12 protein-coding genes are annotated in these 12470 nt (G+C 68.8%); 8 read left to right on the top strand and 4 right to left on the bottom strand.

The features are described from left to right. Positions 1 to 5 precede the first annotated feature (5 nt). Both GS424_RS08745 and gluQRS read left to right on the top strand, forming a co-directional pair. A complete protein-coding gene (locus GS424_RS08745; protein ID WP_244977725.1) occupies positions 6 to 1361 on the top strand; it encodes a phenylacetate--CoA ligase family protein in 1356 nt (451 codons plus the stop codon). 10 nt (positions 1362 to 1371) lie between these two features. Next, on the top strand, positions 1372 to 2313 hold the full coding sequence (gene gluQRS, locus GS424_RS08740; protein WP_160941518.1) for a tRNA glutamyl-Q(34) synthetase GluQRS: 942 nt from the start codon (positions 1372 to 1374) through the stop codon (positions 2311 to 2313). Between the two features lie 2 nt (positions 2314 to 2315). Here the strand turns inward: gluQRS and GS424_RS08735 are convergent, their stop codons facing one another. Beyond that, entirely contained in the window at positions 2316 to 2798 is a 483-nt protein-coding gene (locus GS424_RS08735) for a hypothetical protein (protein WP_160941519.1), read from the bottom strand. Between the two features lie 459 nt (positions 2799 to 3257). Here GS424_RS08735 and GS424_RS08730 point away from each other — a divergent pair, with 459 nt between their 5' ends. From GS424_RS08730 to GS424_RS08705, 6 genes are all read left to right on the top strand, one after another. Next, positions 3258 to 3935 carry a hypothetical protein gene (locus tag GS424_RS08730; protein ID WP_160941520.1) on the top strand — a complete coding sequence of 226 codons (678 nt, stop codon included), beginning with the start codon at positions 3258 to 3260 and terminating at the stop codon, positions 3933 to 3935. Between the two features lie 31 nt (positions 3936 to 3966). Continuing rightward, complete coding sequence (locus tag GS424_RS08725) at positions 3967 to 6795, top strand: molybdopterin-containing oxidoreductase family protein (RefSeq protein ID WP_160941521.1); 2829 nt, start codon at positions 3967 to 3969, stop codon at positions 6793 to 6795. Next, positions 6795 to 7409 (top strand): 4Fe-4S dicluster domain-containing protein, encoded by a 615-nt coding sequence (locus GS424_RS08720; protein ID WP_160941522.1) that lies wholly within the window; start codon positions 6795 to 6797, stop codon positions 7407 to 7409. The genes GS424_RS08725 and GS424_RS08720 overlap by 1 nt, the downstream gene beginning before the upstream one ends. 121 nt (positions 7410 to 7530) lie before the next feature. Next, positions 7531 to 8226, top strand: coding sequence for a TorD/DmsD family molecular chaperone (locus GS424_RS08715; protein ID WP_160941523.1), 696 nt, complete (start codon positions 7531 to 7533; stop codon positions 8224 to 8226). Continuing rightward, positions 8223 to 8906 carry a ferric reductase-like transmembrane domain-containing protein gene (locus tag GS424_RS08710; RefSeq protein ID WP_160941524.1) on the top strand — a complete coding sequence of 228 codons (684 nt, stop codon included), beginning with the start codon at positions 8223 to 8225 and terminating at the stop codon, positions 8904 to 8906. Before GS424_RS08715 ends, GS424_RS08710 begins: the two co-directional genes overlap by 4 nt. A gap of 66 nt (positions 8907 to 8972) precedes the next feature. Next, the gene (locus GS424_RS08705; RefSeq protein ID WP_160941525.1) at positions 8973 to 10514 is read left to right on the top strand and encodes a helix-turn-helix domain-containing protein; all 1542 of its coding nucleotides are present in this window, start codon (positions 8973 to 8975) and stop codon (positions 10512 to 10514) included. Positions 10515 to 10532: 18 nt separating this feature from the next. On the opposite strand, the gene GS424_RS08700 is transcribed toward GS424_RS08705, so the two are convergent. The 3 genes from GS424_RS08700 to GS424_RS08690 all read right to left on the bottom strand — a co-directional run bounded on the left by GS424_RS08700 (position 10533) and on the right by GS424_RS08690 (position 12459). Beyond that, positions 10533 to 11180, bottom strand: coding sequence for a VanZ family protein (locus GS424_RS08700; protein WP_160941526.1), 648 nt, complete (start codon positions 11178 to 11180; stop codon positions 10533 to 10535). A gap of 140 nt (positions 11181 to 11320) precedes the next feature. Beyond that, on the bottom strand, positions 11321 to 11899 hold the full coding sequence (locus GS424_RS08695) for a TMEM175 family protein (protein WP_154331941.1): 579 nt from the start codon (positions 11897 to 11899) through the stop codon (positions 11321 to 11323). A gap of 122 nt (positions 11900 to 12021) precedes the next feature. Continuing rightward, positions 12022 to 12459, bottom strand: a complete 438-nt coding sequence (locus tag GS424_RS08690; protein ID WP_160941527.1) for a lipocalin — start codon at positions 12457 to 12459, stop codon at positions 12022 to 12024. Positions 12460 to 12470: the final 11 nt, after the last annotated feature.

Raw genomic sequence — 12470 nt, 5'->3', positions numbered from 1 at the left:
CCGACATGACCGTGAAGGGGGCGGCGCTGGCCGCCGCCGCGGCGGGCGACTTCTCCGACCTGCCCATCCACAACCCCGCCATCGAGTGCGCCTCGCGCGAGCGCATCCGCGCCGTGCAGCTGGAGAAGCTCATCGCGCAGGTGGCCTGGACCTACGAGCGCGTGGGGTGGTACCGCGCGCGCATGGACGAGCTGGGCGTGGCCCCTGCCGACATCAAGACGCTCGACGACGTGCGCAAGCTGCCGTTCACGGACAAGTCCGTGCTGCGCGACACCTTCCCGTACGGCCTGTTCGCCGTGCCGCTCGACGAGGTGGTGGAGCTGCACGCCTCCTCGGGCACCACGGGCAAGCCCATCGTGGTGGGCTACAACGAAAGCGACATGGCCATGTGGGCCGACTGCATCATGCGCCTCGTGCAGATGGCCGGCGTCGTGCCGGGCGACCGCGCGCAGATGGCCTTCGGCTACGGCATGTTCACGGGCGGCTTCGGCCTGCACTACGGGCTGCAGAAGCTCGGCTGCATGATGATCCCCGCCGGCTCGGGCAACACCGAGCGCCACATCGCCATGATCGAGGACTACGGCACCACCGTGCTCGTGGCCACGCCGTCCTACGCGCTGCACGTGTGCGAGGTGGGCGAGCGCATGGGCTACGACTGGGCGAAGTCGTCGCTGCGCGTGGGGCTGTTCGGCGGCGAGCCGTGCCCCCCGGGCCTCAAGGCCGAGATCGAGAGCCGCATGCACATCGTGTGCACCGACAACTACGGCCTGACCGAGGTCATGGGCCCGGGCGTGTCGGGGGAGTGCCTCGCCTCGCGCGACATGCAGCACCTGGCCGAGGATCACTTCCTGTGGGAGGTCGTCGACCCCGAGACGGGCGAGCCGGTGCCCGACGGGGAGATGGGCGAGCTCGTGCTCACGCCGCTCGGCAAGCAGGCCATCCCCGTGCTGCGCTACCGCACGCACGACCTGACCCGCGTGGTCGTCGAGCCCTGCGCCTGCGGGCGCACCACGGCGCGCATGCAGAAGGTGCGCGCACGCTCCGACGACATGCTCATCATCCGCGGCACGAACGTGTTCCCCTCCCAGGTGGAAGACGTGCTGGCCGGCATCGACGGCGTCACGCCGCACTACCGCATCGTCGTGGAGAACGTCGGCGGCCTCGACCGCATGACCGTGCACGTGGAGCTCAAGCCCGAGGCGTTCTCCGACTCGTTCGAGGACATGGAGAACCTGCGCCGCTCCATCGAGGAGAAGCTCAAGGGCGTGCTGCTCGTGGGCGTGAAGGCGAAGCTCGTCGAGCCCGGCGGCATCGAGCGCACCACCGGCAAAGCCAAGCACGTGGAAGACCTGAGGAAGTAGAGGGCCCCGCATGACCGCCGTCTCACCATCCGTCCCCGTCGTCGGGCGGTTCGCCCCGTCGCCGACGGGGCGGATGCATGCGGGCAACGTGTTCGCGGCGCTTGTCGCATGGCTCGTGGCGAAGTCGCAGGGCGGACGCGTCGTGCTGCGCATCGAGGACCTCGACGCCGAGCGCTCGAAGCCCGTCCATATCGACGCGGTGCAGCGCGACTTCGAGGCGCTCGGGCTGACGTGGGACGAGGGACCGTACTTCCAGCACGACCGCACGGAGGCCTACCGCGCCGCTTATCACGAGCTGCGCGCCCGCGGCCTCGTGTACCCCTGCTTCTGCACGCGCGCCGACCTGCACGCGGCCTCGGCGCCGCACCGCGGCGAGAAGCCGGTGTACCCGGGCACGTGCCGCGGCCTGAGCGCCGCCGAGCGCGCCGCCCGCGCGCAGCAGCGCACGCCCGCGCAGCGCCTGGCGGTGCCCGACGAGCGCATCGCCTTCGTCGACCAGGTGCAGGGGCCCTACGAGCAGGATCTCGCGCGCGACTGCGGCGACTTCCTCGTGCGGCGCTCGGACGGCGCCTTCGCCTACCAGCTGGCCGTCGTCGTGGACGACGCGGCCCAGGGCGTCACCTCGGTGGTGCGCGGCGTGGACCTGCTGTGCTCGACGCCGCAGCAGCTCTACCTGCAGCAGCTCCTCGGCCTGCCGCATCCCGCCTACGCCCACGTCCCGCTGCTCGTCGCCGAGCGCGACCGGCGGCTGTCGAAGCGCGACCGCGACGCCGCCCTCGACGAGCTGCTCGCGCGCTTCAAGACGCCCGCGGCCGTCATCGGCCACATCGCCGGCATCGTCGGGCTCGCGCCCACGTGCGACCCCGCCACGCCCGAGGAGCTGCTGGCGACGTTCGACCTCGCCGCGCTGCCGACGACCTTCGACGACCTCGTGCAGGTGCGCTGGAGGTAAGCCTACCAGGGAGCGATAAGGGAGCTTCCGATCTCGACGGACAGAACCGCCAGCATCGCAAGGACCAGGAAGACGACCTTGCGCGTATCGAGCGCGTATTCCTCGGCAAGCTCCGCGCCGTTTTCAACCGCCTTGCGGTCGCGCCGCGAGCCTGCGCCGGTCCAGGCGCATCCGGCTGCGATCGCAAGCGGAAGCGCGATGCCCGATACCGATTCGAGGTTCGCGGGAAAGCCGCTCGCCGCGCTGAAGGCCGAGATGCCGAGGATGCCGGCGCACGCGACCGCCCACACCAGGCCGACGAGAGCGGAGCGCCTCCCTCGACGCCTTTGCAGCAAACTCGCAGGACGGCCTTCGTAGGAATTGAAGGTGAAGTCCGAAAAGCCCAGCCACTTCCCGCGCCATTGCTTCCACGAGGCAGCCAGAAACAACACGATCACGGGAACGAAGACGACGCATCCGACGATCAGCTTCACGCGCGCGTCCACGGCGCCCTCCCTTCGACCGGCCTTTCCTGCAGTATACCCCCGCAACGCCGGGCAGGGGAAGGACGAACGGGGCGGGGGGGAGCCATCTGCTGCGGTGGGCGCAAAAGGGCCGCCATGACAATTTCGGGCGGCGTTTCTGGTCGTCTTCGCCAGGTTTTCGGAAGGGCGTCCGACGTATGCCCAGGTCGCGAGATGCTCTGACCCTCTGCGTCCCGAGTGCGCCAAGGGCAACATTGCCATGGGTGCCCTTTTGCGCCCACCCGGGTTCGCGCTCCCTGTCGAACCGCCGCGTTCGCCGGCCGAATCGCCACTTTCCCGGCCGAAATCCCCTCGTTCACGCAAAATGCGTGAGGTTTTCCGCCTCGTTTCCCGCCCTTTTCATCCAGAGTGCGGATAGTTTTGCCGCCCCGCGCTGCCTACAGTGAAGCCATCGGAGGAATGCAGCGAAGGGGGAGGTGCATGACTGCCATGCAAGACGAAACCGGAATCGACGAAGGCGCCGTCGAGGAGCGGCTGGCCGAGCTCGAGGACACGGTGTGCCGCCATCCGCTCAACCGCGAGGTGCTCTACCGCATGCTCGCGTACTGCGCCGAAGAGCGCACGCTGGCCGACCTCGAACGGGAGGTCGCTTCCTGGCCCGCCTTCAAAACCGCCACCCAGAACCAGTACCGCCTGGCCGAGCACCTCGTGCGCGCCCGCGGCTTGGAGAGGGTCGAGCGCGACGCGCACGGCGCGATCGTGACGTCGCAGGATAAAGAAGGCCTCGACGAGGACGCGGCCGACGACCTGGTGGCCGTCACGTCCTATCGCGCCACCGAGACGGGTCGGCGCTTCGTCGAGCGGCATCGGCCGCGCGCCCGGCTCGTCGAGCTGCTGCACCTGGCCCCCGAGCGCACCGACACGTACGTCGAGCTGCTCGAATTCGCGCGCGCCCAACCGCGCTCCTACGGCGACATCGCCGAGCTGCTGCGCGGGCGCCCCGTGCTGGAGACCGTCGTCGACGGCGCGCGGCGCACGATGCAGCCGAGCGTGTTCGTGGACAAGCTGGAGCGCTCGGGCGCCCTGGTCTGGAACGATGGATGGTGCTTGACGGAGGAAGGGGAGGCGTTTTTGCAGGATCTGAAGGCAAGCGAGTAGAAGCGTTACCAGGAGGAGAAAGGGAGAGAACATGGCTGAAACCACGTTGACGCGCCGAAGCTTCGTCAAAGCGTCCGCCCTCGTAGGCGCGACGGCGGCGTTCGGCGCCTCGATGGCCGGCTGCATGCAGGAGGCCCCGAAGGAGGACGGCGCCGCTGCGGGCGGCGCGCAGGAGGAGCTCGTGAGGATGAAGACGTCCTGCCACGGCTGCATCCAGATGTGCCCCGCCATCGCGTATCTGAAGGACGGCGTCGTCGTGAAGCTGGAAGGCGACCCCGACGCGCCGGTGAGCCGCGGCAGCCTCTGCATCAAGGGGCTCAACCAGCTGCACACCATGTACAGCCCGCGGCGCGTGCTGCACCCGCTCAGGCGGGCAGGCGAGCGCGGCGAGAACAAATGGGAGGTCATCAGCTGGGACGAGGCCGTCGAGGAGGCGGCCACGCACATCTGCGACGCCATCGACAAGTACGGCCCCTACGCCTTCTTCGCCAGCGTCGGAGGAGGCGGCGCCTATTCGTTCATGGAGGCCATGACGCTGCCGATGGCGTTCGGGTCGCCCACGGTGTTCGAGCCGGGCTGCGCCCAATGCTACCTGCCGCGCTGGAGCATGTCGAAGCTGTTCTACGGCGGCAACGACCAGTCCATCGCCGACAACGCCGTGCAGGAGATATTCCGCACGGGCAGCGACAACAAGGCGGAGGTCGTGGTGCTGTGGGGCGCCCAGCCCTCCGTCAGCCAGACGGCCGAATCGGGCCGCGGCATGGCCGAGCTGCGCGCCCAAGGCGTGAAGACCATCGTCGTCGACCCCAACTTCTCGCCCGACGCGCAGAAGGCCGACGTGTGGCTGCCCGTGCGCCCCGCCACCGACACGGGCCTGCTGCTGTGCTGGTTCCGCTACATCTTCGAGAACGGGCTCTACGACGAGGAGTTCACCAAGTACTGGACGAACCTGCCCTTCCTCATCGACCCGGAGACGAAGCTGCCGGTGAAGGCGCAGGAGCTGTTCGGCGACTTCGAGCAGACCACGCCCGAGAACACCCCGGCCTACGTCTGCTACGACCTCAAGACGAACGCGGTGGTGCCCTTCGAGTTCTCCGCGCCCGCCGACGCGGCGGTCGACCCCGAGATCTTCTGGACGGGCGAATTCAACGGCGTCGCGTACAAGACGGCCGGCCAGATCTATCGCGAAGAGGCCGAGCCTTGGACCCTCGAGCGCACCGCCGAGAACTGCTGGCTCGACGCCGCCAAGATCGAGGAGGCCATCAAGATATACGCCGAAGCCTCCGTGGCGGGCATCGCCAACGGCGTGGCCTCCGACATGACCGAGTCGGCCTCGCAGGTGCCGCTCGGCTGCATGGGCCTCGATTCCATCATGGGCTACGTGAACAAGCCCGGCTGCACGATGACGCAGTACGGCGCGGCGGGCGCGCAGCCCACGAAGCGCCCGGTCACGTACAACAACGGCTTCGACGGCATGTTCTCCGACATGTACGGCATCGGCGCGGTCGTGGGCATGAGCGACGCCGAGAACGAGGCGCGCGCCAAGAAGCTGGGGGAGGAGAACCCGCAGCAGCAGCTGGCGAACCAGCTGCTCGTCGACCGTCTGGGCATGAAGGACCACAAGGGCCTCTACGCGTGGTGCCACAGCCACATCCCCACGGTGCGCGAGGCCATCGCCACGGGCGAGCCCTACAAGCCGCGCGTGTGGTTCGACATGTCGGGCAACAAGCTGGCCATGCTGGGCAACGCGAAGTCGTGGTACGACGTGTTCCCCGAGGTGGACTACATCATCGGGCAGTACCCCATGCTCACCTCGTTCCACGTGGAAGCCGCCGACCTCGTGTTCCCCGTGCGCGAGTGGCTGGAGGAGCCCATGGTGAACATGACCCAGCTCAACACCCAGTGGCTGCAGAACGAGTGCGTGCACATCGGCGAGACGGTGTCGCATTCCATCCCCGCCGCGCAGGTGGTGGCGAAGTGCGCCGAGAAGATGGGCGGCGAGCTGCCTGGCCTCAAGCCCGGCTACCTGGGCAGCGCGACCGAGGAGGAGGTCAAGGCCTCCGTCGCCGAAACGCTGCACGCCCCCAGCTGGGACGAGCTGGTCAAGGACGCCGACACGTACGTGCCCTACGTCACGCCGGCCAAGGAGTACTTCCAGTACAAGCAGCACGAGACGGTGGTGGACGACGGGCTGCCGGCGGGCTTCGGCACCGAGAGTCGCAAGATCGAGGTGTACTGCCAGATCCTGCTCAAGCTGGCGCGCACGGGCTACCCGTTCTGCTATCCGGAGCCGCAGGAGCCCTGCGAGGACTACAGCCCCATCTGCTCCTACATCGAGCCGGCGGAAAGCCCGCTTTCCGACGAGGAGTACCCCTTCGTGCTCACCTCGGGCCGCGTGCCGTACTTCCACCACGGCACCATGCGCCACGCCGCGCTCTCGCGCGAGCTGTTCCCCACGGCGGAGATCCGCATCAACCCGGCCAGCGCCGCGGAGCTGGGCATCGAGCACCTGGACTGGGTGAAGGTGTCGAGCCGCCGCGGCGAGGTGCACGCGCGCGCCTACCTCACCGAAGGCGTGCATCCCAAGACCGTGTGGATGGAGCGCTTCTGGAACCCCGAGTGCTACGACGAGTCCCAAGCCAACCCGACGGCCGGATGGCGCGAGTGCAACGTCAACGTGCTGACGAAGAACGACGCGCCGTTCAACGAGGTGTACGGCTCCTACACCAACCGCGGCTTCACGGTGAGCATCGAGAAGTCCCAGAAGCCCGCGAACGTGTGGGTGGAGCCCGAGGAGTTCGCGCCGTTCCTGCCGACTGAGGAGATGCTGTCCGAAGCTCAGACGAAGGATGTGTTCTGATGAGAAACTGCCTGGTTATCGACCTGGATCGCTGCAGCGGGTGCGACGGCTGCATCGCGGCCTGCAAGCTTGAGAACAACGTGGACCTGGGCGTGTACTACAACCGCGTGCACGCCGTGGGTCCCACGGGGACCTTCCCGGACATCGAGCAGTACTGGCTGCCCCTGCAATGCCAGCAATGCGAGAACCCCGGGTGCATCGAGGTGTGCCCGACGGGGGCGTCGTACCGCGACGAGGCCACGGGCGTGGTGCTCGTGAACGCCGAGGAGTGCATCGGCTGCGAGTCGTGCCTGAAGGGCTGCCCGTACAACGTGCGCACGCTCAACCCGAGCACGAACGTGGTGGAGAAGTGCACGCTGTGCTTCCAGCGCCATGAGGACGAGACCTGGGAGCCGGCCTGCGTGCACAACTGCTGCTGCGGCGCGCGCTCCTTCGGCGACCTCGACGATCCGAGCAGCCCGGCCGCGAAGGCCGTCGCCGCGGCAGCCGAGGAGAACCGGCACCAGCTCGACGACAGCCACGGCTTGAAGCCCGCCACGGTGTACCTCCTGTCCGCGTCCACCGCGGCATGGCAGGACGATCCCGTGACGACGGACCGCGTGGCCGCTTCCTAGGCCGCGCGCGTCGCGCGCGCCATCCCGGCAGGCCGAACCTCCCTCCCAAGGCCTGCCGGGAGCCCGCCGCGCGCATTCGGAGCAGGGAAGCGCGAGAAGCGCACGAGAAAGGGGAACCACGATGACGACGACGGAAACGCACGGCGCCTCGAGCATCGCGACGGCGCTCGCCGGCCGCGCGGCCTTCTACGACGCGGTGGCGGCGCTCTACTACAAGCCGCTGACGCAGGAGCAGATCGACCGCATCGCGCAAGGCGGCCTCGCCGCGTTCGCCGGCACGAACGAGCTGGTCGCCGAGGGCCTGCACGACATGGAGCGCGCGCTGTCCAAGCGCCATTCCGGCACGCGCCAGGAGCTGGCGGTGGACTTCACCGGCGCGTTCGCCGGCACCTCGTCGTGGAAGGGGCGCTACGCCACGCCCTACGAGTCGGTGTTCACGAGCGAGGAGGGGCTGCTGTTCCAGGAGTCCTACCACGAGGTGCACCGCCTGTACCGCGACAACGGCGTGCGGAAGAGCGAGGGCTACGATTTTCCCGACGACCACCTGTCGTTCATCTGCGAATTCCAAGCCGTCTTGGCCAGGCGCGCGATCGAGGCGCTCGAGGCGGGCGACGCCGCGTCGGCGCTCGGGCAGGTGCGATGCTCGCAGGCCGTGCTGCGCGACCACGTGCTCTCGTGGTTCGACGGCTTCGAGGAGCTGGCACTGCACCTCGTGAAGACGCGCTTCTACCGCGGCGTCCTGAAGACGAGCCGGGGCTTCTTCCTGTTCGACGCCGGCGTGCTCGACGATATGGCGGAGGAGTTGGAAAGGCTATGACGTTCGCCCTCGTGCTCGCGTGCACGGTCGTCGCCTGCTTCGCGCTGCGCAACCCCCTCAAGGCCTGCCCGATGGCGTTCTACGCGGCCGCCGTGCTCGTGGACGTCGCGTTTCTGGCCGGCACGTTCTGGGGCATGCCGCGCGACGTGTGGAGCGCGTTCTTCGTCCTCGTCCAGAAATGCCTGCTGCCGCTCGCCCTGTTCGTCGTCGTGATGTACGTCGGCGTGCTGCCGCAGGATTCGCGGCCGTGCCGATGGCTCAAGGCGGTGCGCGCCGAGCTGTCCATCGTGGCGTGGGTGCTCTCGCTCGGCCACGTGGCCGTGTACGGCGCCACCTACCTGCCGCGCCTCCTGACGGGCGGGCGGATGGACGCGAACGTCGTCGCCTCGTTCGTCGTGGCCGTCGTGCTGCTGGCGCTGCTCGTCGTGCTGGGCGTCACGTCGTTCAACGCGGTGAAACGGCGCATGCGCACCGAGTCCTGGAAGAAGGTGCAGAAGCTGGCGTACCCGTTCTTCCTGCTCGTGTACGTGCACCTGCTGCTGATGCTGGCGCCTTCGGCGCTGCACGGCGGCATTGCCGCGACGGCGAGCGTTGCGGTATACTCGGCAGTGTTCGCGGCGTACGTCGTCCTGCGGCTCGTCCGCGCGGCGCGGGACCGCCGCGGGCGCACCGCCGCCTGACGCTCGCAGGGGGAGCGCGCGGTTCGAGCTGTCGTCCGTTTGGGGGAGGGGGAGTCGGCGGCTTTCATGAAGGCGTTTCTGGAAAAGCTCGTCAAGGCCTGCCCGTCGGTGCCGTTCCTCGCGCTCGGCATCTGGATGGCGTGGGTCTACATCGCCTACAGCGGCACCGCCTGGCTCTCGGACACCGAGACGAACGGCGCGAACATCTCCACGATGTACATCGTCTCGACGCTCGCGTTCGGCATCGCCCTGCTGGCCGCAGCCTGCGCCGCGCCGCGCGCGCGGCGGTTGATCGACCGTCCCCAGGCGGTGCTCGCCGGCGGGGCCGTGGCGTCCCTCGGCTGCCTCGTCATCATCGTCATCGGGCCGTACTACCTCACGCCGGTGCTGCCGGACTGGGCCATCAACGCCCTCTTCTACGTCGCGAACGCGTGTACGGGCCTCGGAACGGCCGTCGTCGGCCTCAAGTGCGGGCAGCTCTACGGCGGCATCGCGCCGCGCAAGGCCATCCTGTACGCGGCGCTGTCGCACGTGGTGATCGCGCTCATCTACTTCACCGTCATCGGCTCGCCCGCCTGGCAGCCCGTCGCCGGCGGGCCGTCCCTCACCGGCATCCTCGCCTTCGTGAGCATGCCCCTCGTCGCCGCCGGTGCCGCCGCGCTGTCGTTCATCGCGCCTCCGGGCGAGCAGGCGCTGCGCGAGGAGCGGCGCTCCTGCTTCCCGCGGTCGTTCTGGAAGCTCATCGCCGTCACGTTCGTGTTCTCGTTCGTCGTCGTGGCGCTGCGCTCGATGCTCGTGGAGGTGTCGCCGGTCGACGTCACGCTCGACAACACGCGCCTCGTCATGCTGCTGCGCATGGTGATGGCGCTCGTGTTCGCGGCGGCGGCCATCGGCGTGGAGGGGGAGCGCTTCGACTTCGGCAAGATCTACTCCGTCATCATGGCTGCCGTCGTGGCGCTCATCGCGTTCTGCCCCATCGTGGGCGTCACGCACCTCGGGTGGAGCGCGCTCGTCACCTTCCTCTCGGCCATCTTCGAGTTCGTGCTGTGGTGCATCCTCGCGTTCGTGGTCTACCAGCGCCATATCTCGTCCGTGCTCGTGTTCGGCTTCGGGTACGGGATGTTCATGGTGGGCTCGGGCGCCGGATGGCTGGCGGGCGTGCACCTGTTCCCGCAGATCGCGGTCACGTCGAACTCGATCGTGCTGTACCTCGTGCTGGCGTTCGCCGTGCTGGCGTGCGCGTTCGTGCTGTTCTCGGAGAAGGAGTTCGACCGGCTGTTCAAGCCCGAGGGGGAGGCCTCGCTCGACGACCTGCTGGGCGACGGGCTTCCCGGGCCGCGCGCCGACGACGACGCGCACGCGGGCAAGAAGGGGCGCTTCGGGCTGGCCATCGACGCCCTGGCCGAGCAGGCGGGGCTCTCGCGCCGCGAGAAGGACGTGCTGCGCTGCCTGGCCATGGGCTACGACACCGGGGCCACCGCCAAGCGCCTGCAGGTGTCGTGGAACACCGTGCGCACCCACACGCGCAACGTGTACGCCAAGCTCGACATCCACGCGCGCCAGGAGCTGATCACCCTCGTGGACCAGGCCACCGACCAGCTGCCGTGACCTGCGCGCGGCGGCTCATCACCCGTACAGCAGCTCCGAGACGCCGTAGTCGTTGAACAGCAGGAAGCGGCCCATGCACGCCACCGCCAGGTAGAGCGCCGGCTCGGCGAGGCCGGGCAGCGCCGGCATGCGCGCGAAGGCGGGGCGGCGGGGCGCCGACGGGCCGTGGCGCAGGCGGCTCCCTGCCTTGAACAGCGCGAACCCCGCGAGGGCGCCCAGCGTATTCATGATGAGGTCGTCCACGTCGGTGGCGCGGTTGTTCAGCAGCTGGCTCAGCTCGACGGCCAGCGAGAACGCGAACCCGAACGCGAGGGCCCCCGCCGCCCGCATGCGCGGGCGGAACGCGAGCGGCAGCAGGAAGCCGAGCGGGACGAACAGCACGGCGTTCAGCGCGCAGCCCATGACGGCGGCGTCGGCGAAGGGGACGAGGCTCACGCTGCTCACGACCGGCCCGCGCCCGTCGAGGATGCGCAGCAGGTCGTAGAGCGTGCCCGCGCCCGTGACGTACAGCACCGCGGCCAGGTACAGCGCGAACGCGAGCGCCGGCAGCAACGCGCTCGCCTGGGTACCGGTGCGGCGCGCGTGCTCGCGCACGGCCGCGTACGCGACGAAGAACGGGACGAGCACCGTCGCCACCTCGTACGCCGTCAGAACCGCCTGCTCCATCGAAGCCCCCTTCGTCCCAAGCTGAAAGAAGGCCCCATGCTACCAGGGAGGCGCGCGCGATCCCGCCGCGCCCGGCATACTTAAGGCGCGCTTAAGGAATCCGTTGCCGCATGTTCCGATTCCGGCCGGCCGGCGCGGCCCTACGAGCGCACGGCGCGCTCGATGCGCCGCTCGGGCACCACCCACAGCACGAGCATGAGCGCGTTCACCACGAACACGAGCTCGGGGCGCACGAGGACGCCGAGCGCGATGGCCACGAGGTTCGCCCCCACCGACGCCCACGATTTCCAGTACCGGTTGAAGTAGACGCCCACCGCGTCGTTGCCGTCCTCCACCTGCTGCAGGTTGCGCGCCACGACGAAGAACATCACGTCGGCGGCCATCACCATGAAGCCGAACGTCACCTGGGGCGCGAGGTCGGAGAAGTAGTCGCCCATCCACGACGTGACGAAGGGGAACAGCGACAGGCTGAGGATGAAGAAGTTGTTCGCCCAGAGCACCTTGCCGTTCACGCTGCGCGCGGCTTGGAACAGGTGATGGTGGTTGTTCCAGTAGATGGCCAGCATGAGGAAGCTGACCAGGTAGATGAGCAGCCGGTGCCACTCGGCGAACAGGGCGGCGAAGTCGCCGCCGGTCGGCTCGTGCAGCTCCAGCACGAGCACCGTCATGATGATGGCGATGATCGCGTCGGTGAACGCTTCCAATCTTCCCTTCGGCATGCCCGTACCTTCTCTCCGCGCCGTCCGCCTGCGCGGACCAGCATAGCGACGGGGAAGGCGCGCCTCCGACGGCGCGCCCCGATCGGCGGGCGCGCGTCGTCGACCCGTTACGGCTCCGTCGCTCAGGCGAACAGGAGCGACACGGCCGTCATGGCCGCGCAGGCTCCCAGCAGCAGGACGAGCAGGCGCACGCCGTCCTTCTTGAAGCGGTCCTGGTAGTTCTGCTCCTTGCGCCCGGCGAACAGCGTCCACACGAGGCTCAGGCAGAACGCCACGAGCGCGACGTTGCTGAGCACGGTGGCAGCCTGCACGAACACCGGCACGCCGGTCATCTTGCCCATCTCGAAGGCCATGAGCGTGGCCACGACGGCGAAGCAGGCGACCATGACCCACGAGGCCCGCTTGCCCGTGCTGGCGGTGCCCTCGGGGAAGAACGTGCCCTTCTTCGTGCGCTCGGGCTTGGCGATCAGGAACAGCCAGCGCCCGTTGTACAGTTGCACCGCCAGCAGCGCCGCAACTGCCAGCAGCAGCGCGCCCAGCACCAAACGTGCGATCTCCATGGGGGTCTCCC

Origin of the sequence: Eggerthella guodeyinii, assembly GCF_009834925.2 — a bacterium.
Lineage (GTDB): Bacteria > Actinomycetota > Coriobacteriia > Coriobacteriales > Eggerthellaceae > Eggerthella > Eggerthella guodeyinii.
The sequence above is the reverse complement of the archived record's forward strand: the minus strand, read 5'-3'. Positions and strand labels throughout refer to the sequence as shown.

Excerpts from the sequence above, each read along its gene's own strand:
- GS424_RS08705 (WP_160941525.1), top strand. The coding sequence starts at position 8,973 with ATGAAGGCGTTTCTGGAAAAGCTCGTCAAGGCCTGCCCGTCGGTGCCG.
- gluQRS (WP_160941518.1), top strand. The coding sequence starts at position 1,372 with ATGACCGCCGTCTCACCATCCGTCCCCGTCGTCGGGCGGTTCGCCCCG.
- GS424_RS08715 (WP_160941523.1), top strand. The coding sequence starts at position 7,531 with ATGACGACGACGGAAACGCACGGCGCCTCGAGCATCGCGACGGCGCTC.
- GS424_RS08730 (WP_160941520.1), top strand. The coding sequence starts at position 3,258 with ATGACTGCCATGCAAGACGAAACCGGAATCGACGAAGGCGCCGTCGAG.
- GS424_RS08700 (WP_160941526.1), bottom strand. The coding sequence starts at position 11,180 with ATGGAGCAGGCGGTTCTGACGGCGTACGAGGTGGCGACGGTGCTCGTC.
- GS424_RS08710 (WP_160941524.1), top strand. The coding sequence starts at position 8,223 with ATGACGTTCGCCCTCGTGCTCGCGTGCACGGTCGTCGCCTGCTTCGCG.
- GS424_RS08720 (WP_160941522.1), top strand. The coding sequence starts at position 6,795 with ATGAGAAACTGCCTGGTTATCGACCTGGATCGCTGCAGCGGGTGCGAC.
- GS424_RS08695 (WP_154331941.1), bottom strand. The coding sequence starts at position 11,899 with ATGCCGAAGGGAAGATTGGAAGCGTTCACCGACGCGATCATCGCCATC.
- GS424_RS08745 (WP_244977725.1), top strand. The coding sequence starts at position 6 with ATGACCGTGAAGGGGGCGGCGCTGGCCGCCGCCGCGGCGGGCGACTTC.
- GS424_RS08725 (WP_160941521.1), top strand. The coding sequence starts at position 3,967 with ATGGCTGAAACCACGTTGACGCGCCGAAGCTTCGTCAAAGCGTCCGCC.
- GS424_RS08690 (WP_160941527.1), bottom strand. The coding sequence starts at position 12,459 with ATGGAGATCGCACGTTTGGTGCTGGGCGCGCTGCTGCTGGCAGTTGCG.